The 20493-nt window shown below is 60.3% G+C and carries 20 protein-coding genes; 8 read left to right on the forward strand and 12 right to left on the reverse strand.

Annotation, left to right across the window (positions count from 1 at the left end; translation table 11 throughout):
- Positions 1–13: 13 nt before the first annotated feature.
- A complete protein-coding gene (locus tag DKY63_RS03095) occupies positions 14–1078 on the reverse strand; it encodes an isopenicillin N synthase family dioxygenase (RefSeq protein ID WP_110962769.1) in 1065 nt (354 codons plus the stop codon).
- Positions 1079–1091: 13 nt separating this feature from the next.
- Positions 1092–1943, reverse strand: a complete 852-nt coding sequence (locus DKY63_RS03100) for a sugar phosphate isomerase/epimerase family protein (RefSeq protein WP_110962770.1) — start codon at positions 1941–1943, stop codon at positions 1092–1094.
- A gap of 505 nt (positions 1944–2448) precedes the next feature.
- Between DKY63_RS03100 and DKY63_RS32540 the strand changes: the two genes are divergently transcribed.
- The 4 genes from DKY63_RS32540 (at position 2449) to DKY63_RS03120 (ending at position 6818) form a co-directional block, all read left to right on the forward strand.
- Entirely contained in the window at positions 2449–3147 is a 699-nt protein-coding gene (locus DKY63_RS32540; protein ID WP_162634836.1) for a hypothetical protein, read from the forward strand.
- A gap of 157 nt (positions 3148–3304) precedes the next feature.
- Entirely contained in the window at positions 3305–4150 is an 846-nt protein-coding gene (locus tag DKY63_RS03110; RefSeq protein ID WP_110962772.1) for a DUF6502 family protein, read from the forward strand.
- On the forward strand, positions 4147–5976 hold the full coding sequence (locus DKY63_RS03115) for a DUF5666 domain-containing protein (RefSeq protein WP_110962773.1): 1830 nt from the start codon (positions 4147–4149) through the stop codon (positions 5974–5976). The genes DKY63_RS03110 and DKY63_RS03115 overlap by 4 nt, the downstream gene beginning before the upstream one ends.
- 92 nt (positions 5977–6068) lie before the next feature.
- Complete coding sequence (locus DKY63_RS03120; RefSeq protein ID WP_110962774.1) at positions 6069–6818, forward strand: hypothetical protein; 750 nt, start codon at positions 6069–6071, stop codon at positions 6816–6818.
- A 119-nt stretch (positions 6819–6937) separates the two neighbouring features.
- Here DKY63_RS03120 and DKY63_RS03125 read toward each other — a convergent pair whose 3' ends face one another.
- The 7 genes from DKY63_RS03125 to DKY63_RS03155 form a co-directional block, all read right to left on the reverse strand.
- Positions 6938–7534, reverse strand: coding sequence for a cytochrome c3 family protein (locus DKY63_RS03125; protein WP_110962775.1), 597 nt, complete (start codon positions 7532–7534; stop codon positions 6938–6940).
- Positions 7535–7543: 9 nt separating this feature from the next.
- A complete protein-coding gene (locus tag DKY63_RS03130; RefSeq protein ID WP_110962776.1) occupies positions 7544–8029 on the reverse strand; it encodes a nitrate reductase cytochrome c-type subunit in 486 nt (161 codons plus the stop codon).
- A gap of 11 nt (positions 8030–8040) precedes the next feature.
- On the reverse strand, positions 8041–10545 hold the full coding sequence (napA, locus tag DKY63_RS03135; protein WP_110962777.1) for a nitrate reductase catalytic subunit NapA: 2505 nt from the start codon (positions 10543–10545) through the stop codon (positions 8041–8043).
- On the reverse strand, positions 10542–10802 hold the full coding sequence (locus tag DKY63_RS03140; RefSeq protein ID WP_110962778.1) for a chaperone NapD: 261 nt from the start codon (positions 10800–10802) through the stop codon (positions 10542–10544). The genes napA and DKY63_RS03140 overlap by 4 nt, the downstream gene beginning before the upstream one ends.
- A 33-nt stretch (positions 10803–10835) precedes the next feature.
- A complete protein-coding gene (gene napE, locus DKY63_RS03145) occupies positions 10836–11003 on the reverse strand; it encodes a periplasmic nitrate reductase, NapE protein (protein ID WP_110962779.1) in 168 nt (55 codons plus the stop codon).
- A gap of 273 nt (positions 11004–11276) precedes the next feature.
- On the reverse strand, positions 11277–11873 hold the full coding sequence (locus tag DKY63_RS03150; RefSeq protein ID WP_110962780.1) for an NADPH-dependent FMN reductase: 597 nt from the start codon (positions 11871–11873) through the stop codon (positions 11277–11279).
- Positions 11870–12730, reverse strand: coding sequence for a sterol desaturase family protein (locus tag DKY63_RS03155; RefSeq protein ID WP_110962781.1), 861 nt, complete (start codon positions 12728–12730; stop codon positions 11870–11872). Before DKY63_RS03155 ends, DKY63_RS03150 begins: the two co-directional genes overlap by 4 nt.
- Before the next feature lie 68 nt (positions 12731–12798).
- On the opposite strand from DKY63_RS03155, the gene DKY63_RS03160 reads away from it, so the two are divergent.
- From DKY63_RS03160 to DKY63_RS03170, 3 genes are all read left to right on the forward strand, one after another.
- Positions 12799–13791 carry an AraC family transcriptional regulator ligand-binding domain-containing protein gene (locus tag DKY63_RS03160; protein ID WP_110962782.1) on the forward strand — a complete coding sequence of 331 codons (993 nt, stop codon included), beginning with the start codon at positions 12799–12801 and terminating at the stop codon, positions 13789–13791.
- Positions 13791–14387: an eCIS core domain-containing protein gene (locus tag DKY63_RS03165; protein ID WP_110962783.1), complete on the forward strand. Its 597-nt coding sequence runs from the start codon at positions 13791–13793 to the stop codon at positions 14385–14387. Before DKY63_RS03160 ends, DKY63_RS03165 begins: the two co-directional genes overlap by 1 nt.
- Before the next feature lie 640 nt (positions 14388–15027).
- Positions 15028–15900 carry a DNA/RNA non-specific endonuclease gene (locus DKY63_RS03170; RefSeq protein WP_110962784.1) on the forward strand — a complete coding sequence of 291 codons (873 nt, stop codon included), beginning with the start codon at positions 15028–15030 and terminating at the stop codon, positions 15898–15900.
- Positions 15901–15958: 58 nt separating this feature from the next.
- Here DKY63_RS03170 and DKY63_RS03175 read toward each other — a convergent pair whose 3' ends face one another.
- The 3 genes from DKY63_RS03175 to DKY63_RS03185 all read right to left on the reverse strand — a co-directional run bounded on the left by DKY63_RS03175 (position 15959) and on the right by DKY63_RS03185 (position 19338).
- Positions 15959–16990 carry a sensor domain-containing diguanylate cyclase gene (locus DKY63_RS03175; protein ID WP_110962785.1) on the reverse strand — a complete coding sequence of 344 codons (1032 nt, stop codon included), beginning with the start codon at positions 16988–16990 and terminating at the stop codon, positions 15959–15961.
- Between the two features lie 184 nt (positions 16991–17174).
- Positions 17175–18086, reverse strand: a complete 912-nt coding sequence (locus tag DKY63_RS03180) for a substrate-binding periplasmic protein (protein ID WP_162634838.1) — start codon at positions 18084–18086, stop codon at positions 17175–17177.
- Positions 18061–19338, reverse strand: a complete 1278-nt coding sequence (locus DKY63_RS03185) for a flavohemoglobin expression-modulating QEGLA motif protein (protein ID WP_110962787.1) — start codon at positions 19336–19338, stop codon at positions 18061–18063. The genes DKY63_RS03180 and DKY63_RS03185 overlap by 26 nt, the downstream gene beginning before the upstream one ends.
- Before the next feature lie 114 nt (positions 19339–19452).
- On the opposite strand from DKY63_RS03185, the gene DKY63_RS03190 reads away from it, so the two are divergent.
- Positions 19453–20349: a DMT family transporter gene (locus tag DKY63_RS03190; protein ID WP_110962788.1), complete on the forward strand. Its 897-nt coding sequence runs from the start codon at positions 19453–19455 to the stop codon at positions 20347–20349.
- Positions 20350–20493: the final 144 nt, after the last annotated feature.

Raw genomic sequence — 20493 nt, forward strand, 5'->3', positions numbered from 1 at the left:
CTGAAAACTTCAATCAGGACGGTTGCGCCTGATTTTTCAAATGTCCGAAACTGGCGGGCTTGCGTGCCTTGCCTGGCAGTTGAACGTCCCCGTTGGCCACGCGCTGGCGCAGATACTGATAGGTCTGCAGCGCCTGGCCATACATGTGTTCGCCGATGGTGATTTCCTCGTACTCCTGGCCGCTCTGGGCGAACCCGGGCAACGGCCTGATCTGGGTGTGGTAGTCACAGGCATAAAACAGTGGAAACGAATAGCGTTCCTCCTTGACGCTGCGTACCCGGTGCGCGGTGGCGACGAAGGCGCCTGCCGTCATCACCTCCAGCATGTCGCCGATGTTGACCACGAAGGCATCGGCCATCGGCGGTGCATCGATCCATTGGCCAAGATCGTTCATGACCTCAAGGCCCGGTTTGTCGGCCAGGAGGATGGTGAAACACTCGTAATCGGTATGGGCACCCAGGCCCGGTGCGTCATGGGCGGCACCGTCGAAGGGGTAGTGGATCAGGCGCAGCTTGGACGGTGGACGGGTCACCAGGCTGTCGAAGTAGTTTTCCTCCAGGCCCAGGGTCAGGGCGAAGCCACCGAACAGGCGCCGGCCGAGGGCGAAGATCGCTTCATAGTAAGCCTGTACCGACTCCTTGAAGCCGGGCAGCGACGGCCAGTCGTTAGGCCCCAGCAAAGGGGTATTCGCCAGCACCAACGGATCATCGGCAGGAACTTCGAAGCCGACATCGAAGGCTTCCTTGTGGTCCGGCTTGCCTTTGGAATAGACCTCTTCACCTTCGGGCACGAAACCCTTATGGGTCTGCGAGGTACCGATGTAGTGCTGCATCTTGGTGTCGAAGGGCTGGGCGAAGAAATCCCGGGCGGCCCTGCGCAGATTGCTGATCAGCAACGGGTCGATGCCGTGATCGGTGATATAGAGGAAGCCGACTTCGCTGGCGGCGCGGCCCAGTTGTTCGGCCACCGCCAGGCGGTGTTCCAGCTCGAAACTGAACAGGCCGGCGATGCTGACGACCGGGATGCTCTTGAAACTGGTTTTGTGTGTGTCTGCGCTTTTATTTTTATTGTCAGGCATGACCCAAAGACTCCTAGGGGTTGCTTGAGGGGTGGAAACGCTCGAAGTGTTCGCGTTCGGTCTGGCCCATCCACACGTTCAACGACCACAGGTCGGCGACCGGGACATTGGTGAAGGGCAAATGATGCAGATAACCGTCGGCGCCGAATTCCGGAGTCAGGGTGCTGACCTGGTAGCCGCGCTCTTGCTGCGAGCGCCAGATGCTTTCCCAGTGCTGCTGATGGAAAGCCAGCTCCTTTGAATACTCGGGGGCGGCGGGGTGCGGAACCTGCGGCCCCTGGTCATAACCGACCCGCGCCTGGATATGGTGAACCCGCTCGACGAACGCGCTGAGGTCATCGGCCGGGTCATTGAGCAGGCGCTCGCAGGTCACGACCCAGTGGCTGATGTCACTGGTGAAGCGCAGGTCGGGCAATTGCCGGATCAGCTCAAGGGTGACCCAGGGATTGAACAGTGAACGCGAGCGGTGGGTTTCAAAGCTGCAGACCTGGCCGTGCTTGTGCGCCAGATCCATTGCCTGACCGAAAAACTCCACTTGTTGCGCCAAAGACCAGCGATCGTTGCCCGCCAGCACGTTGACGAAACGCGGGGCGAGTTCGGCGGCCCAGGCGAGTTTCTGGTTCAGATCATCGAGGTGGGTGGCGGGGGTCGCCGACTGGTCAGGGAGGACGTCGTACGCGGTAAAGACGGTGCTGATATAGCCCACGCCATTGGCCCGTAGAAAGGCGCCAAACTCGGCCCGTTCACGGCCATCCAGCGGCAGGCGTGCTTCCATGCCGTCAAAGCCGGCTTGCAGCAGCTCGTCGAGAGCCTGTGCCTTGCTGGCGGTGTAGCCCCACAGCGTGCGGAAAATTTCCAGCTTCATCGGTGATCCTCAAAAAAACCCGGACTGGCTGCAAAGGCACGGTTCCGGACTGCCAAGCGATCAAGGTTCAGCCTTGGCTGAACCTGTGGAGCGATACCGATGCTGGCTCGCTGTTGGGCCGATGTTAGGCACAGACAACGCCCTGAAAGAATCTGAAAGTTCAAATCAATACTTCAGACATTTATTAACAAATAGCAGGCTATTTATTCGGCTTTCGAGGAAGGATTTTGAGGGCGGTGGCGTGTCTACGTTGGCTATCAGCGCGGGGTGCCATTACAGCGGAATCATTGTGAAGACTGCCAAGCGATGCCGGGTCGCTGTTGCCCACGCTTCGCAGAACCCTCATTTACCACCGGTCGGCTTTTCCGTGCGCGGCTTGAAGGTCCGCTTAAAGAGGGCTAGCTTTTCGATGTGGGAAAAAATCCCACGCACAGAATTCCAAAAAAACCATGACCATTCCCGACTTGATTCGACGTTTCTCGCGGTAATGGCCAGGAGGCGGTTTATGCAGGTTCATACACTGTTCAAAAAGGCTCTACTGGCGATGGCGATCGGTGGCGTGCTGTCGGCGTCCATCGTCTTGATCCCTGATTCGATTTCCCACGACTCCAGCGCCTACGCCAAAGAAGGTGGCGGTCATGGCGGCGGTGGTGGTGGAGGAGGCGGTGGCGGTGGCGGCGGTAATGGTGGTGGCCACGGCGGCGGCGGAGGCGGTAACGGAGGAGGTGGTGGCGGCAACGGCGGTGGTCACGGTGGAAACGGCGGCGGTAGCGGCGGTGGCGGTGGCGGTGGCGGCGGTAACGGAGGCGGCCATGGTGGCAATGGCGGCGGTAGCGGAAGTGGTGGGAACGGCGGCGGTCATGCTGGCAATGGTGGCGGCAACAGTGGTAGCGGTCACGGCGATGCGGGCTCGGACCACGCTGGGAACTCGAATTCCGGGCGCAACGGCAATCATGCTGAAGCCGGCGACGATCACGGCAATCACGCTGGTGGAGAGCCTGGCGACGATCATGGCAATCATGTGGGCGGTCAGCCCGGGGACGATCATGGCAATCATGTTGGCGGCGAGCCTGGCGACGACCACGGCAATCATGTTGGCGGCGAGCCTGGTGATAATCGGGGCAACCATCTGGGTGGCGAACCGGGTGATGACCGCGGCGTTCACGTCGGCGGCGAAGCCGGGGATGACAACAGCAGGAGCTGACGCTCATAAATGAGATCTCATACAAAACCCAGGGGACGGGTTTTGTATGGGGTTTGAGCAAGGACAACTCACAGCATCCCGAAAAAGTGGGCAACAGCTCGTATGGGATTTTTTCCCGCGTCGTTATACTGGGGTTATCTGTCCAGGAACTCTCTGAATGCAAGCGCCCACGCTCCCTCCCTCACTGATAAGCGCTCTCAAGCGGGTCATGCGCCCGCTGGTGCGCTTGATGCTGCGCAAAGGCATCACCTATACGGTGTTCGCCGATCTGCTCAAAGAGGTGTTCGTCGATGTGGCTGATCGGGAATTTCGCCTGGACGACAAAGTCCCGAGCGACAGTCGCATCAGCCTGCTCACGGGGGTGCATCGCAAGGATGTCCGGCGCCTGCGGGACGACAGCGAAGCCTCGACCTCAAACTTGCCGGAAAACATTACCTTGGGCGCGCAGCTGGTCAATGCGTGGACCAACAACCAGCCTTTCTGCAAGCGCGCCGGACACGCATTGCCATTGCCACGACTGGCCAGTGCCGGTGGCGATTGCTCCTTCGATGCGCTGGTGGCGAAGATCAGCACCGACATCCGCGCGCGGGTCGTGCTCGACGAGTGGCTGCGCCTGGGTATCGTGCGGCTCGATGAACAGGACTGCGTGCACCTTGAGGCCCAGGCATTTGTGCCGCAGAAGGGCTTTGATGAAAAGGCCGCGTACCTGGGCCACAACCTGCACGACCATGCCAGCGCCGCCGTGCATAACCTGAGCGGTGAAGGCGAACCGCTCTTCGAACGTAGCGTGCACTATGATGCCTTGAGTGCCGTCAGCGTCGACAAGCTGCGCGAAGCCGTGGCCAGCGAGGGAATGCAGACGTTGCTGGAGTTCAGCCGGCTGGCCGCAGACCTCGAAACGGTGGATTTGCCAAGCAAAGAACAACGCCAGCGCATCACCATCGGACTTTATTTCTACACTGAGCCTACCGATCCCAATTCGTCGGTGAATCCTGCCCCATGATTTCCCTCAAGCGCTGCTTCAGTGCCGTCACGCTCGTCCTGGGTTTGTGGTTGAACCCGGTGGCTCCCGCGTGGGTGGACGCAGCGCCGGCGTGTATCAGCCGCGATGAAGTCGGCATGGCAGGCGCAGCCGGCTTGCAGTTCCCGGGCGGCACCGGGGGTACCGGGGCGAAGGTCGGTGGGGTCGGCGGCACGGGCGTCAGCAATGATGCAGGCGGCACGGGCACGCCCGTCCGGCAACGCCCTGGCGGCACCGGCGGTACGGGTGCGGTAGCGGCAGGCGTGGATGGCACCATCATTCATCGTGACAACGGTGGAGTGGGCGGCACTGGCGCACCGATCTTCAGCCCGGGCGGTACCGGCGGCACCGGTATCGTCGGCACCATCACCGGGTTCGCGTCGATCTGCGTCAACGGCATGGAAGTGCACTTCGGCAAGGACGTACCGGTCAGCGAAAACGGTGTCGCCGCCAGCAGCGAACATCTGGCGATCGGCCAGGTCGTCGCGGTAGAAGCATTCCCCACCAAGCGCGGCCTGCAAGCCGGGCGCATTTCGATCCTCAACGTCTATGAAGGGCCGCTGACGGCACTGCCGAACGCCAAGGCGCCACTGCGGGTCATGGGGCAGCCGGTGCGTCTGGCGGCGGGGGCGAGGGTGGCCGAAGGATTGCGGCCGGGCGATCCGGTCAGGGTCAGCGGGCTGCGCGATGCCCAGGGCGAAGTGGTGGCCAGCCGTATCGAACGGGCGCCGGGTCTCAAGGAAGCCAGTGCGATCGGTATGGTCGATCGTGCCGGCACCCTGCAGGGCTTGAAACTGGGTACTCGCGTGGCGCCGGCGCAGGAAGTGCTGGTGCGTGGCCAATGGTCCGGTCGTCAACTGGAAGTTGCGCAAAGCCGTCCCGACCCGAGCCTGCCGTTTGCCGGCCACGTACATCAGGCCGTGATCGAGGGCCTGGTGCAGAGCCGACAGGATCGTCGTGTGGTGGTCGGTGGTTTCAACGTGACATTGGGCAGCGATACCGTGTTTGTCGGCGAGCGGTCTACCTCATTGGGCGTTGACCAACGCGTGCGGATCAGCGGGGTGTTCAGCGGTACACGTGAAATTCGTGCCACCCGCGTCGAATTCAATGGTGAACGTATCGATAACTCGGGCCGGGGTCGCCTGGAGCGTGGCACCGGGCAGGACACTGAGCAGGGCACCGATGACTCCGGGCGCTCCGGCAGCAGCAATAACAGCGACAGCAATAGCGGTCGTGGTGGTAGTGGTAATGGTAGTGGTAGTGGTAGTGGTAGTGGCGATTCAAGGCAGCGCGTGGAAAGCGTTGATGACAACAGTGGCCGGGGCAACAGCGGCGACCGGGTTGAAAGCGGCAAGTCTGAATCGGTAGACAAGTCCGGCAAATCCGATCGGGTCGAGAAAGTGGAACAGCCGGAAAAAGTAGACAACAGCGGGCCGTCCGACAGAGTCGAAAAAGTCGAGAAGGTTGAAAGGGTCGAGAAAGTCGAAAAAGTCGAGAAAGTCGAGAAAGTCGAACGCCCGGAGAAGGTTGAGAAAGTCGAAAAAGTAGAGCGGCCAGAGAAAGTCGAAAAGGTAGAACGGCCGGAGAAAGTTGAAAAAGTTGAAAAAGTTGAGCGACCGGAGAAGGTCGAAAAAGTAGAGAAAGTCGAGCGACCGGAAAAGGTCGAGAAGGTGGAAAAAGTAGAGCTCCCGGAGCGGGTAGAGAAGGTTGAACGACCGGAAACCGTAGAGAGGGTGGAAAAGCCGGAAAAGATAGAGACAGTCGAGAAAACCGAAAAGGTAGACCATCCGGATCGATCAGGCCGCTAACCATGAGCGGCACAGTCATTTCTGCAACCCTGAAATAAACAACTAGGCTGGGTAAGTCCGATCACAGTTCTCAACGGGACTTTGAGGTGAAGATGAGACCCACGCTCCCCCTGTTTGCCGGCCTGCTGGCAAGTCTTTCCATACCTGCCCTGGCCGATACCTTCAGCACCGCCATCGGTGTCGACTATTCCAGCGGCGACTATGGCACGGGCACCACGTCGGAAATCTGGTACGTGCCGGTCGTGGCCAAGTACGAAACAGGTCCCATGATTTACAAGGTCACCGTGCCCTGGCTGCGCATCACCAACCCCGAAGTCGGCCCCGATGGCGACCCGTTGCCTGGCGGTTGCAGGGATGTGGAAAGCGGCATGGGCGATACCGTTACCAGCGTCGACTATGCGTTGCTCGATGGCAGTGAAGGGGGGCTGTTGCTGGACCTGATCGGCAAGGTCAAGTTTCCCACGGCCGATGAATCCCAGTGCCTGGGCACCGGCAAGACCGACTACACCGCCCAGGTCGACGTCGCCAAGGCCTTTGGTCGGGTGACCGGCTTTGCCACCCTGGGCTGGAAAAAATTCGGCGACCCGGCCGGCACCAATTTTCGCGACCCGATATTTACCACCCTCGGCTTCGCCATGCCCGTGGCGCCACGTACATCGGCGGGCGCTTCCTATGACTGGCGTGAGAAAGTCGTTTCCACCGGTTCAGAGATTCAGGAATTGACCTTGTTCCTCACCCACAAGCTCAACCCCGAGTGGAAAGTCCAGTTGTATGCGGTCAAGGGCTTCTCGGATGCCAGCCCGGATGCCGAGGGTGGGTTGATGCTGTTTCACACCTTCTGAAAAACCTTGTAGGAGCGAGCCTGCTCGCGATGGTCGACAACGAAAACGCTGGGCACCTGACACCCCGTGGCGTTCTTGCGACCATCGCGAGCAGGCTCGCTCCTACAGGGGATTGAATGTTACCAACCCTTGACCCCGCTCATGTCCGGCAGTTTGTGGGCGATGCCCTTGTGGCAATCGATGCAGGTGGCCTCGCCGCTGGCCAGCGAGGTCGAGTGCATGGCCGCCGCGCGTTTGCTCTGGCGGGTGAAGTCCATGAATTCGAAGTTGTGGCAGTTGCGGCATTCGCGCGAGTCGTTGGCCTTGAGCCTGGCCCATTCATGCTCCGCCAGCTCACGACGCAGGCTGAGGAATTTGTCGCGGGTGTCGATGGTGCCGAACAGCTTGCCCCAGACTTCCTTCGACGCCTGCATCTTGCGCGCGATCTTGTGGGTCCATTCATGGGGTACGTGGCAGTCCGGACAACTGGCACGCACGCCGGAGCGGTTGGTGTAGTGAATGGTCTCCTGCAACTCGACGAACACGTTGTCGCGCATCTCATGGCAGGAGGTGCAGAACTTCTCGGTGTTGGTCAACTCCAGCGCGGTGTTGAAACCACCCCAGAAAATGATCCCGGCGATAAAGCCTCCCAGCGTCAGGAAGCCCAGGCTGTAATAAACACTGGGCCGACGCAGGGTGCCCCAGTAGTCCTTGAGCAGGGCGAACAGTGCTTTCATGGCAGCTCCTCAAGGCTTCTTCGCGTTGTTGGCGTCGTCTTGCAGGATTTTGTCGATGGTCTCGAAGCTGTTGCCCACCAGCGGCTGCACGTCTTTTTGCGGCACATGGCACTGGTTGCAGAAGTAGCGACGGGGTGAAACCGCCGCCAGCGCCTGACCGTCGCGGTCCATGTAGTGGGTAATGCTGATCATCGTCGCCTGACTGCGCGCGCTATTGGCCCGGCTGTGACAGGACAGGCACTTGTTGCCGTTCTTGTCGATCTGGTAACCGCGAATGCTGTGGGGAATGGTCGGCGGCTGGTCCGGGTAGTTGCGCTCGCGCTTGATGTCCTTGTTTTCATCTTCAGCCAGAGGTGGGGCCGGCTGGTTCTGGGTGATGGTGCCGCCGGGGCGACGACCATCCGGGGCCGGGGCATCAAGCGGATAATCGACTTCGGCGGCGATCGCCGCACCGATCAGGGCGAGCAACACCAACGGCAGGATTCGAAAGGGCATGACGGTTCTCCTCAAGCCGCGCTGATCAATTCGATGCGGATGGCGCATTTCTTGTAGTCGGTCTGCTTGGAGATCGGGTCCGTGGCATCGAGCGTGACCTTGTTGATCAGCTTGTTGGCATCGAAGAACGGCACGAACACCAGCCCGCGCGGTGGTTTGTTGCGCCCGCGGGTTTCGATGCGCGCGCGGATCTCGCCACGCCGGCTGATCAGTTTCACTTCGCTGCCGCGCCGCGCCTTCAGGGCCTTGGCGTCCTCGGGGTGCATGTAGACCAGCGCGTCGGGCACCGCTTTGTACAGCTCCTCGACCCGTTGGGTCATGGTGCCGGTGTGCCAGTGTTCCAGCACCCGGCCAGTGCTGAGCCAGAACGGGTAATCGGCATCCGGGGCTTCGGCGGGTGGTTCGTAGGGCAGGGCGAAGATGATCGCCTTCTTGTCCGGCTGACCGTAAAACTGCACTTCGCTGCCGGTTTCGACATAGGGGTCGAGACCTTCGCGGTAGCGCCAGCGGGTTTCCTTGCCGTCGACCACTGGCCAGCGCAGGCCGCGCTCGCTGTGGTAGCGGTCGAAGCCGGCCAGGTCATGGCCATGGCCTCGGCCGAATTGCGCGTACTCTTCGAACAGGCCTTTTTGCACATAGAAACCAAAGGCCTTGGCTTCATCGTTCTTGTAGCCGGCTTCGATCTGCTCGACCGGGAACTGATCGACCTGGCCGTTTTTGTACAGCACATCGAACAGCGTCTTGCCCTTGTATTGCGGGGCCTTGGCCAACAGCTCGGCGGGCCACACCTCGTCGGCGGTAAAGCGCTTGGAGAACTCCAGCAGTTGCCACAGGTCCGACCGGGCTTCGCCCGGTGCGGTCACCAACTGATGCCAGAACTGCGTGCGACGTTCGGCGTTGCCGAAGGCACCTTCCTTTTCAACCCACATGGCGGTGGGCAGGATCAGGTCGGCGGCCTGGGCGGACACGGTGGGGTAGACGTCCGAGACGATCACGAAGTTTTGCGGGTTGCGCCAGCCGGGCAACACCTCCTGCATGATGTTGGGGCCGGCGTGCATGTTGTTGCTGGCCATGGTCCAGTACACGTTGAGCACGCCGTCCTTGAGCATGCGGCTCTGTTGCACCGCATGGAAACCGACTTTTTCCTGGATGGTGCCATCGGGCAGCTTCCAGATTTGTTCCGCGTGGGCGCGGTGCTTGGGATTGGTCACCACCAGGTCGGCGGGCAAACGGTGGGAAAAGGTCCCGACTTCCCGCGCGGTGCCGCAGGCCGAGGGCTGGCCGGTCAGCGAGAAGGGGCTGTTGCCCGGTTCACTGATTTTGCCGGTGAGCAAATGGATGTTGTAGACCAGGTTGTTGGCCCAGACCCCACGGGTGTGCTGGTTGAAACCCATGGTCCAGAACGACACGACCTTGCGCTTGGGATCGGCGTACAGCTCGGCCAGGCTCTTGAGGCGCTCGGCCGAGACCCCGGTTTCCTTCGCCGTGCGTTCCAGGGTGTAGGGTTTGACGAACGCGGCGAAGTCCTCGAAGGACATGTCGGTCCAGGTGTTGGCCTTGTCGGCATTCTTCGCCTGTTTTTCCCGGGGATCGTCGGGACGCAGGCCATAACCGATGTCGTCGGCACCCTTGGCGAAGCGCGTGTGCTTGCCGATGAAATCCTTGTTCACCGCGCCGCTTTCAATGATGTGGTTGGCGATGTAGTTGAGGATCAGCAGGTCCGTTTGCGGCTTGAACACCATGGGGATGTCGGCCAGTTCGAAGCTTCTGTGCTCGAACGTCGACAGCACCGCGACGGTGACATGGGGCTGGCTCAGGCGCCGGTCCGTCACGCGGCTCCAGAGGATCGGGTGCATCTCGGCCATGTTCGAGCCCCAGAGCACGAAGGCGTCCGTGGCTTCGATGTCGTCATAGCAGCCCATCGGTTCGTCCATGCCAAAGGTGCGCATGAAGCCCATCACCGCCGACGCCATGCAATGCCGCGCATTGGGGTCGATGTTATTGCTGCGAAACCCGGCCTTCATCAGCTTGTTGGCGGCGTAGCCTTCCCACACCGTCCACTGCCCGGAACCGAACATGCCGATGGACTCGGGGCCTTTGTTTTTCAGGGCTTGCTTGAACTTTTCTTCCATGATGTCGAAGGCCTTGTCCCAACTCACCGGCTGGAACTCACCCTGCTTGTCGAACTTGCCATCCTTCATGCGTAGCAGTGGCTGGGTCAGGCGGTCGACGCCGTACATGATCTTCGACAGGAAATAACCCTTCACGCAGTTCAACCCACGGTTGACCTCGGCCTTCACATCACCGTGGGTGGCGACCACCTTGTTGTCCCGGGTCGCGACCATCACGCTGCAACCGGTGCCGCAGAAACGGCAGGGCGCCTTGTTCCAGTCCAGGGTGACCATGTCCGCTTCGGTGATCAGGTTGCTCGCGGAAGTGGCGATGGGCAGGCCGGCAGCGGCGGCTGCAATGGCGGCGGCCTGGGCCTTGACGAATTCCCGGCGGGTCATGCTCATTGGGTTTCCCCTGCGTGGTCGAGAACCTGGTGATAGATCAACGCGGCATTGAGAACGCCGGGCAAGTTGTTGATCTGTTCGATGCGTTGCAGGATCTGGTCTTCGTGGGTTGTCTCAAGCACTACGACCAATTTTCCGGCAGCACTTTCCTGATGCAGTTCCAGGCCATCAAGAAGCCGCAAGTTGGCCTTGACCGCTTCAAACAATTGCGGCCGGGCGAGTACCACAAGACTGGCGATATGCAGGGTTTCATCCATGGACTGACTCCATCAGGCGCTTGCCGAAGTTGATCAGTTAGGCGGTCCGGGCGGGCCGTAGAGCAATTGGAAAAACCAGATGATGAAGCCGTAGCCACCGACGATGGCCACGGACAGCAAGGGGAACAGGCAGACGACCAGAAACAGGAACAGCAGGGTTTCCTTTCGGCGCTGTGTTTTTTGTTCTTCAGCCAGTGGCATTGGAGTATCTCCAGCCGAACTTGGAGAAAGAGACTAGTTCACTTGAAAAAGTTGTGGTTATTACCGCGAAGTTTGGCGACCGGCGGCGAGTAATTTGCAGGCGCTATATATATTAGTTAATAGCGCTTAATTAAACCTGTAGGAGCGAGCCTGCTCGCGATGAAGGCTCAGACACCGCGGGCATCCAGACAGCCCGCGTCATCGTTCACGACCATCGCGAGCAGGCTCGCTCCCACAGATAGACAATGTCCCACATGTATAGGGTCGATGCGGTTACATACCGTTGGCGAACTCCGGATCGTCCACGCTGATCCGTTGATTCAATCCACTTAGCGCCCGGGCATATTCACCCAGCACCTGCAGTGACCAGTCGGCGCGGTTGCGGATACGCAAGTCTTCGGCGCCGGCGCTGTCGGGACCGTTCATCACGGTCTCCACCTGACGCACGATCAATTGCTCGGGCAGGTAACAGATGCGGCAATTCTTGTAGCTCGAAGCGCGCAATTCACTGAGCGGATAGGCGCCGCCCTGGCCGGAGGAAATCCCCACCAGCAGCGCCGGCTTGTGGCCCAGTTCCTTGTAACCGGCGTGGACGAACAGGTTCTTCAGGGCCGGGCACGCCATGCCGTGCCATTCCGGGGTCAGCACCACCAGCGCGTCTGCTTCACGCAGCAAGGCACTGTGGTCGGCCCAGATGCCGTGGTGGTCTTCGGCCGGCCACAAAGGCAGGGGCGCGGTGCCGAGGTCAATCACCTTGGGTTGCGCGCACACATCCAGGGCTTGCAGGCGAGCGCCGAGATAAGCGGCGACTTTGGCGGATTGGCTATCGGCCTGACTGGAGCCGGCGATGAGGGCGATGTTCAGGCTCATTTGGCGAGCTCCTGGTTGGGCGAGTTTTGGGTTTGAATTTGAAAACTTTTGCTGCGTGCCAGCGGCCAGAACAATTCCTCCTGCCAACTCACCGGCTTCATGTCTTCGATGCCGTAGTGCTCGGGGCGACGGCGGGTGATTTTCGCCGAGCCGAACAACACGTCCCAGAGGAACAGCAGGTTGCCGAAATTGCCCTTGTAGTTCGTGACGCCATCATCGGCATTCAAACCGTGATGGGCCGAATGGGTGGCGGGCGTGGAAATGGTCCGCTCCAGAATCCACATCAGCGGGCGCAGCGCCGGGATCCGATAGAGCTTTTCGTCCCAGGGCACGCTGCTGTGGGCGGAGAAAATGACGAGCATCTTGACGATCAAGTAACCGAAGTAAACATGGGCCAGTCCCATATGGATCAGCACGCCGCAGAACCACAGGCCGGGCATCAACAGGTAATAGAAACTGTTGTTGCGGTAGACGATGCGGATACTCATGTAGGGCGCCGAATGATGTGCACGGTGCAGTGCATACAGGAACGGCACCTTGTGGCTGAGTCGATGCCACCAGTATTGGGTCATGTCGTCCAGCACCAGAAACAGGCCCAGGCCGAGCAACCAATGCAGGCCGACGAGGCTGTTTTTCAGTTGCGGCGCGAAGTGGTCGAGCAACAGTTGGGTGAGGAACGTCACCAGCGGCAGGGTGACCAGCATCAGCAGGCTGGAACCGACGATTTCAATGATCGCGTCCCGCCGCTGCCCACGGGGCTGGGTGAAGCAGGAACAGGCAATTTCGAGGACGATGAAGCCAATCAGGATGGCGATGATGATCGGTATCGGACTGTTGGTGATTATTGTTGTATTCATGGCACTCTCTGGTGTGAGCCGATATTGGCAAGGCCATCCAATAAGAAACCACAGGGCCGACACGAGATATGTGCAAAGCGGACAGAATCACCCGAAAAGCGGTCAACCCTTCGACCGAGCGATTTCACCGTGGCCCGCTGGGGCGGGTGCTGGAACGCTATCTGCAGAACCGCACGCTGCAAGAACGCAGCAACTACAGCATGGTGGCCCTCGAGCAGCTCTGGGCCAAAGCCGCCGCTGATGATCCGGCTATCGGCCTGAACCTGTTCTCGCAATTCAGTCGCCAGGACTGGCACGTTTTGGTCCACGCGGCTCTGTATAGCGTCGACCTTGAGGAAGCGATCCGCTTCTGGGCGCGTTACGCCAAGCTGGCCTCGGACATGGACAACGTCGTGCTGGTTGAAGAGGGTAATTGCCTGGGTGTGGAGCTGCGCATTGATGCGCCGGCCAGCCTGGTGCGCTATGTCGTCGAGCACTACAGCGTGATGTCGCTCAGCGCATTGCGCATTGGCGCAGGGATCTGTCTGGTGCCGCAGCGTGCCTGCTTCATGCATCCGCGACCGGCTTATCACGGGCAATACGCCCAATGGTTCGGCGACAACGTGCAGTTCGACTGTGAGCACAACCGTCTGTATTTCACCCGTTCCAGCCTTCAGGTTCAGTTGCAGACGCATCACGCCGGGATGCAGGAAGTGCTGCGCCAGGAACTGGATCGCCGCCTGTCACAGCAGCATCAACTCAGCGGCTGGGCGGGCAGGGTGGCACAGGGGATTCGCCAGAACCTCATATCGGGCCAAGTCCCCAGCATCGAAACCCAAGCCCAGGAGCTGCATCAGAGCGCCCGCACCCTGCGTCGACGCCTGGAAGAGGAAGGCATGACCTTCCGATATCTGCTCGATCGGGTCCGCGCTGAACTGGAGCAGTATCTGGAACTGCAAGGCAACAGCCGCACTCAAATCGCCACACAGCTCGGTTACAGCGATTTGGCGGCTTATGTCCATGCGCGCAAACGCTGGCGGACGGAGCCAACCCTCGATCAGTCACCCTCCCTGGAGCCCTGATGCCACGTTTCACCGCCCCCTTGCTGGCGCTGTTGACCCTGTGCCTGAGCCTTGAAGTGTCGGCGCAGGCCACCACCTGCCCAGCAGGCCAGAAACAGATTTGCCTGGATGAATGCATCTGCCTGCCGGACCTGGGCCAGATCACCGGCCTCTACCAGATGGCTGCACCAGCATTGGCGCTGTGGCTCACCCAATCGCGCGCCGAAGCCGCCGTGGCCGGCACTCAACCGATCCCGGAACCGATCCGCGAACAACTGCTGCGCTGGTACGCCCCCAGCGTCCTCGACGCTGCGCTGTACAAAGTCAGCGACAACGGCCAGTTCAGCGCCGCCACCGCGATGCTGCAAAACCCCGATATCGGCGCGGTGACGCTGGTCGACATCATCATCTTCCGAGATGCCAAGGATGCCGAGCAGAACGTCGCGCTCTGGGCCCACGAACTCAAGCATGTGCAGCAATATCAGGAGTGGGGTGTCGAAGGGTTTGCCCAGCGTTACACGCAGGATTTCAATGCGGTGGAGGCGCCGGCGTATGAGATGCAGATGGAGGTGGGGAAGGTGTTGCGTCAGGGGAGTGGTGAAAGGGACGGGCAGTGAAACAGTACTAAAAGTACATATTGTCCAAGGGTGGTTCGTGGGTAATTTCTGATGGTTATCGTTCACTGCAAGGACGTGTTTATTGATCAAACACCATTAGTCATAGAAAGACTATGGCTATTTTTTGCTAACGCTTGAGCACCTGAGCGCTAAAAAAGCAACTGCAAAAAATGAAAACATCATGTTCAAAAAATCCCGAAAAATCAGTCACTACGAAGACTAAGAGAAATCGATACCCCGTATCACATTGAAGAAAACTCTGAAATAGCCAGCTGAGTTCGAGTGCATCTTATTCTTCAATAGTCAGTATTACCGGCCATGATTTCTGTAACTCTCCCCAGCTGTTTAAAGTGCATCCCACGCGGATACTGATGTTCTGGTTGCCCATCCAGACTCATTCATTGCTCCCGCGTCCTTTGGCGTAAGATTTTCTGGCCCACCCGCAAGTGGGCCATTTTTTTTGCCTGTTGATTGCCTTTGCAGGCGCAGCCGTTTGCCGCACCGGCGAAAAAAACTCATTGAAAATCATTGATATCCAGCACTTATGTGATTTGTTACGGTCAATCAATCCCGCACGGCCTGACTCCGTCAATCAGCACCCGCCGTACCTTCACTCCACATCCAATTCGAAGAAAAACCCATGCACCTACGCAAAATTGCAGTTGGGCTGTCGGCCCTTGTTTTGCTCTCTTCCGGGGCGCAAGCCCGCAGTCTGCTGGACTTCATCAAGCCGCCCGCCCAGCATCAGGAACAAGGCTCGCGCTCGGGTTCGATCAGCCAGAGTGCGGCGCTGGATCTGTACTCCAGCAAACAGAAGCAGGCTTCGTTCGATGGCTGCGCCGAGCTGTTCCCTTCATCGAAGCCGCTGACCATGACCACAGTTCCCGCGACCATGAAGCCTTTGGCCCTGTGTTCCGATAACTTTGCGGTGCTGTACTCGCAAACCAGCAAGACACCGCTGGTGGTGGTCGAGCGCCTCAGTGCAGCGCTGTTGCGTGATGCCAAGGGCGAGGAGCGTACCAACCAGTTCTATGCGGACCCACGCATCCCCAAGGGCGCGCGGGCCGAGTTGAGTGACTACCGCAGCCAGCAACCGGCGGTGGACCGTGGCCATCAATCCCCGGCGGCGGACGCGCCGAATCCCAATGCGATGGCTCAGTCCTTCGCGCTGTCGAACATGGTCCCGCAAGATCCCACCAACAACCGCAAGATCTGGAGCAAGGTCGAGTCTGACGTGAGGAAGTTCGCCCAGCGCGCCGGGGGCGATGTCTATGTGTTTACCGGGCCGCTGTTCGACTCGGGCCACGGCACGGTCGGTGACAACAAGGTCTGGGTGCCTACGCGTCTGTACAAGCTGGTGTACGACGCATCGTCCAAACGTGCGTGGGCCTATGTGCTGCCGAACGCGGAAACCCGTATAGAAAAGCCGATGGATTACCAGACGTTCGTGAAGACGACCGGGCTGAACCTGCTGGGGAACCTGCCGGTGACGGGGTCCGTGGGACGCACCTGATGGTTTGATGAGCTGTACCCCCAAGGCCGCATACGGTCCTTGGGGCGTGCACACAGTCTTACCTTTGCGCCTTGCGCTGCTGTTTCACCCGGTACATCTCGCGATCCGCCAACTTGGTAGCCTCGTCGACACTCACGCTGCCAGGCATCACCGCCACCACACCCACGCTCGCGCCGGCGTAGTCGATATCGTCCAGATCGTGACCCAGCTCATACCGCCCAATAGTCGCCTGGCTCAGGCGCTCCTGCAGCAGTTCGGCGGCATGGGACATGTCCTTGGCCAGGCCATCCTCTGCCGATGGTGTACCCAGCGCGATCACGATGAACTCATCGCCCCCGGTACGCCCGATGACGTCGCTGGTTCTGAGGGCATGCTGCAGGTGATTGGCCACGCCACACAGAAACTGGTCTCCCGCCAGGTGGCCGTGGGTATCGTTGATGAGCTTGAAGCCATCCAGGTCAATGACGCCAATCAGGATGAACTTGTTCTCGCGCTGGGCCAGGGCGAACAGGCGCGCGGCATCGTTGAGGATGGCGCGGCGGTTGGACAGGCCGGTGAGGGGGTCGGACAGGGCCAGGCGGGTCAACTCGGTATTCATGACCTGAAGCTTCTCTACCAGCCGCTCACGTTCCAGGGAGTAGCCCAGCAGGCCTGACATCAGCTTCAGCAATGGCTCCACTTCAACAGAACGGGTCACTCGATCGGAGCTTGCGGCGCACACCGTACCCAGCACTTCGCCGTCCTGGGATTTGATCGGGGCACTCACATAGGTCTTGATACCCAGGGCCGCGGCGGCTTCCGAGTCGCTCCAGCACTCGGCCACGTTGTCCGAATACATGCGGTTCTCGTCCAGCGCCCGCTTGCACAAGGTGTCGGCCCAAGGCACGACGAGGCCTTCGGGGATGACCATGTCGCCCACGTTGCGGGCGAACTCGACACGCTGGATGCCTTCGTCGGTATCAATGGTGGTCAGGTAGGTCGATTCCATGCCCGTGACCTGACTGAGCAGGGTCAACAACGGGCGGGTCAGTTGCTCAAGGGTTTGAGCCTTGGGGATAGTGTCGGAGAGCAGGGAAAGGATTTGATCCATCTTGGCGCGCCGGTAGCTGAAGGATTTATCGATTATCGACTTGCTGGAATATTACTTGAAAGCCCACACCCCTCTGTAGGAGCGAGCCTGCTCGCGATGGACGACAGAACACCGCGGGGTGTCAGGGCGCAAGCGTTATCGTTGACGACCATCGCGAGCAGGCTCGCTCTTACAGGGAGAGCCATTACAGTGGAAACCAGCGGCGGTGGATATCGTTGAGCACGCCGTCGGCCTCGATGCGTCGATAGCCTTCGTCATACAGCTTGAGCGCCCGCAAGCCATCCGGATGTGTGACGCTGAAACCTATGGTCGAGTTCACCACGCCGCAATTGAAAGCGAAGCGCACGGTATTTTCCGTGCCCGATTGCCTGGCTTTCTGATTCCTGGCTTCGAGATCGTTACTCATGACCAATGCCGCCTGAAAACGCCGGGCGGCAAGTTTTTGCAGGCCTGTCGAATCCGAAAGGGAATTCTCGAACACCACCCCTGAGGCCTTGAGGGCCATGACCTGGTCCGAGTATTCAAAATCCCGGGTAATGCCAAGCACGGTCCCCGCAGGCAAGACACATTGTCCCTGCGCAGGCTTTGGCAAAGGCGCGTCGACCGGTTCAAACACATCGTTGCTGACGTTGAAGATCGGCCGCTCTGCCAGTTTGATCCTGCCTTCGAACCCCGGTTGCCAGCTCATGTTGAAGCACGCGGCGACCTGGCCGTTGAGCACCATGTACTTGCAGCGCGAATAAGGCACGACCCGCAGTTGCACCTGCACGTCCATCGCCTTGAAGGCGGCGACGACCACGTCATTGGCGTAGCCGGTGCCGTCACTTTTCGACCAGGGTGCGGCGGCGTCTTCGACCATGATCGTCAGCGTCTCCTGTGCGACGCTGGCGCTCGCGGCGAGCAGCTGGAGCGTGCATGCCAGAAGGGCGCAGGTGAGCCAGGTTCCTGGGTGAGTCTTCCTTAACATGCGGGCTTCATTGACCGTCGACTCAACCTTAACCGGATAGATACTTTGCGCACATTCTGAAGGCTTGAAATGGCTTGTAAAGCCCGGAGCAGGAAAACCTCCCTCACTGCGCGCTGGCATCGGCTTCATGTTTGTCGGCGAACGTCATGAACACCTCCAGATCCAGCACCTGCAGATCGATTCGGGTGATAAAGGCAGAGAAGGCCAGATTGGCGGCCAGGCGCCGCAAATCCCGCGCCCAGTCGGGAACATGCACCGGCCCCTGAAGCCAGCCGGACTCGAAAAGAGGCGCCAGGCGTATCGTGTCGCCAAGGCTCAGGCGCCCGGCAAACAGACGCCCGACCAGTTCCGGTCGATTGTCGCGGATCGCAAGGCGCAGCAGGGTATGCACACCGAGCAAACCGGTCAGGTAGGCGGCGTCCTTGGTAAACGCCGAGCCGCCGCGCAAGTCCGCGCCGCGAAAAATCCGCTGGGTGGACCGGAAGGACTCCTCTTCTGACTGCCCCGCATCGAGGAAACCTTCAAACACCTGAATGAAATCGGCACCGTCCAGCGCCTGCTGGACCGCCAGCAAGCGCAGGGCCAGGCGACGCAAGCGGTTGATGTCCATGCTGCCGGTGAACAGCTCGGCCAGGGTGGCAATGCCTTCCTGTGTCGTGGTCGTGCGTGGTGCTCCCAGGGCAAGGCTTTTGAGCTTGGGCTGCAGCGCGCCGTTCTGAGCGGTGGCGACATGCACGAAGGCCTCGTGCTGGAGTAGCTGCTGCTTGTCCAGTTCCGAGTACAGGGCGCTGGCACGCAGGCGGATACGGCTGGACCCCGCAATCGCCTTGGCCGCCAGATTGGGGTCGAGCACCACCGAGATTTGCTCGGGGCCGAAGAAGCGGTCCAGTTCGGGCCGCATCCAGGCTGCGAAGTCTTCGGCCGGGATCTCGGCCGTGCTTGGCGGTATTTGCGCACCACCAAGCAGCGCGTCGGTGGTTTCGAGAAAGAAGCGCGCCGCGTCGAGCATGTTCACTTTCAGGCGTGGATAAGGAAAATCCGGGCGCCGATAGAGTGCCTGTGAATACTGGGTAAAGGCGGGTGTGCCTATGGCCCCGAGCATGCGGCCGGCCGTGGCATAACTCTGCGCCGTCACGGCAAGGAAGTTGCCGGCGGGATGGCCCTTGTCGCAACGACCCATGAAGGACTCCAGCGCGGCGATGTCGGCACTGTGCTCGCGCGGGCGCAGTTCGACGTCGGGCAGCCGTGCCTGGCCGCGACGCCAATGGTCCAGGAAGGTCTCCTCGACGCCGTCGGGCCAGGACAGGGCATCCAGCACGCGGATTTTTCGGGCGAGGGCGGGCAGGGCGGCATCGAGTTCGGATAACGAAGCGGCGCTCATGGACATGTCCTGAAGAAGCATTTGCGGTAGAAACACGGATTCATCGCCATAGCGTAGTTGCTACCGGAATGTTCCGTGGCGTCGCCCGCGATCAAAAAAAGGACGTGATCCATCATGAGCACAGCGGTACCGCCAGTGAGTGAAGCGACGGTCAATGAAGCAGGGCGGGCGAGGAGTACGCGAATCGGTATCGGGCTGTGCCTGATGTCCATGTTCGTGTTCGCCGCCCAGGACGGGATCACCAAGATACTGGTCAAGGACCTGCCGGTGGTGCAGCTGATCATGGTGCGCTACTGGTTCTTCCTGTTGTTCGCCCTGTGTTTCGTGCACGTCAAGGGCGGCCTGGGCAATGCCCTGAAAACCGGCCATCCCTGGTTGCAGATGAGCCGGTCGCTGATCGCGGTGTTCGACATCATGGTCTTCGGCCTGGCGCTGCGTTTTCTCGGGCTGGCCGAGACCCATGCGATCTACGCGATCTTCCCGTTGCTGACCATGGGGCTGGCGGCCCTGATGCTGCGTGAGTCGGTCAGTTCACGGCAATGCGTGGCCGGGGTGATCGGCTTTGCCGGCACGCTGATCATTCTCAAACCGGGCATGGGCGTCTTCAGCCTGACCTCGCTGATTCCGCTGGCGGGTGCGGTGATGTTCGCGTTTTTCAGCGTGCTGACTCGCAAGATCAGCCTGGTCGACAGCTTCGGCACCAACATGCTGTACATGGCCTTTTGGGGCGCGCTGGCCTCGACCCTGTTCGGCGTGCCGCAATGGGTGGCGCCGTCGCCGGTGGAAGCGGGCCTGCTGCTGGTGTTGTCAGTCAGCGGGGTGATCGCCCAGCTGTTGCTGCTGCAGGCGTTGAAGTACGCGGCGGCGGTGACCCTGCAACCGTTCAACTATTCGCTGTTGCTGTTCGCGTCGATATTCGGCGTGACGCTGTTTGGTGAGACGTTGCAGACGTCATTGGTGGTGGGGGCGCTGCTGGTGGTGCTGGGCGGGATGTACGCGTTCAAGCGCTAACGATGCCCCCTGTAGGAGCGAGCCTGCTCGCGATGAGGCTGGCCCATCCAGCAACGTTGGCGCCTGACACCCCGCCATCGCGAGCAGGCTCGCTCCTACAGGTACAGCGGATGTACGCAAAATCCGCGTCAAAAACAGACCCAC

This window comes from Pseudomonas putida, from assembly GCF_003228315.1.
Taxonomy (GTDB): domain Bacteria; phylum Pseudomonadota; class Gammaproteobacteria; order Pseudomonadales; family Pseudomonadaceae; genus Aquipseudomonas; species Aquipseudomonas putida_S.

Bases quoted from the DNA above. Each gene is read 5' to 3' on its own strand.
- DKY63_RS03095 (WP_110962769.1), bottom strand. From the start codon at position 1,078: ATGCCTGACAATAAAAATAAAAGCGCAGACACACACAAAACCAGTTTC.
- DKY63_RS03100 (WP_110962770.1), bottom strand. From the start codon at position 1,943: ATGAAGCTGGAAATTTTCCGCACGCTGTGGGGCTACACCGCCAGCAAG.
- DKY63_RS32540 (WP_162634836.1), top strand. From the start codon at position 2,449: ATGCAGGTTCATACACTGTTCAAAAAGGCTCTACTGGCGATGGCGATC.
- DKY63_RS03110 (WP_110962772.1), top strand. From the start codon at position 3,305: ATGCAAGCGCCCACGCTCCCTCCCTCACTGATAAGCGCTCTCAAGCGG.
- DKY63_RS03115 (WP_110962773.1), top strand. From the start codon at position 4,147: ATGATTTCCCTCAAGCGCTGCTTCAGTGCCGTCACGCTCGTCCTGGGT.
- DKY63_RS03120 (WP_110962774.1), top strand. From the start codon at position 6,069: ATGAGACCCACGCTCCCCCTGTTTGCCGGCCTGCTGGCAAGTCTTTCC.
- DKY63_RS03125 (WP_110962775.1), bottom strand. From the start codon at position 7,534: ATGAAAGCACTGTTCGCCCTGCTCAAGGACTACTGGGGCACCCTGCGT.
- DKY63_RS03130 (WP_110962776.1), bottom strand. From the start codon at position 8,029: ATGCCCTTTCGAATCCTGCCGTTGGTGTTGCTCGCCCTGATCGGTGCG.
- napA (WP_110962777.1), bottom strand. From the start codon at position 10,545: ATGAGCATGACCCGCCGGGAATTCGTCAAGGCCCAGGCCGCCGCCATT.
- DKY63_RS03140 (WP_110962778.1), bottom strand. From the start codon at position 10,802: ATGGATGAAACCCTGCATATCGCCAGTCTTGTGGTACTCGCCCGGCCG.
- napE (WP_110962779.1), bottom strand. From the start codon at position 11,003: ATGCCACTGGCTGAAGAACAAAAAACACAGCGCCGAAAGGAAACCCTG.
- DKY63_RS03150 (WP_110962780.1), bottom strand. From the start codon at position 11,873: ATGAGCCTGAACATCGCCCTCATCGCCGGCTCCAGTCAGGCCGATAGC.
- DKY63_RS03155 (WP_110962781.1), bottom strand. From the start codon at position 12,730: ATGAATACAACAATAATCACCAACAGTCCGATACCGATCATCATCGCC.
- DKY63_RS03160 (WP_110962782.1), top strand. From the start codon at position 12,799: ATGTGCAAAGCGGACAGAATCACCCGAAAAGCGGTCAACCCTTCGACC.
- DKY63_RS03165 (WP_110962783.1), top strand. From the start codon at position 13,791: ATGCCACGTTTCACCGCCCCCTTGCTGGCGCTGTTGACCCTGTGCCTG.
- DKY63_RS03170 (WP_110962784.1), top strand. From the start codon at position 15,028: ATGCACCTACGCAAAATTGCAGTTGGGCTGTCGGCCCTTGTTTTGCTC.
- DKY63_RS03175 (WP_110962785.1), bottom strand. From the start codon at position 16,990: ATGGATCAAATCCTTTCCCTGCTCTCCGACACTATCCCCAAGGCTCAA.
- DKY63_RS03180 (WP_162634838.1), bottom strand. From the start codon at position 18,086: ATGAAGCCGATGCCAGCGCGCAGTGAGGGAGGTTTTCCTGCTCCGGGC.
- DKY63_RS03185 (WP_110962787.1), bottom strand. From the start codon at position 19,338: ATGAGCGCCGCTTCGTTATCCGAACTCGATGCCGCCCTGCCCGCCCTC.
- DKY63_RS03190 (WP_110962788.1), top strand. From the start codon at position 19,453: ATGAGCACAGCGGTACCGCCAGTGAGTGAAGCGACGGTCAATGAAGCA.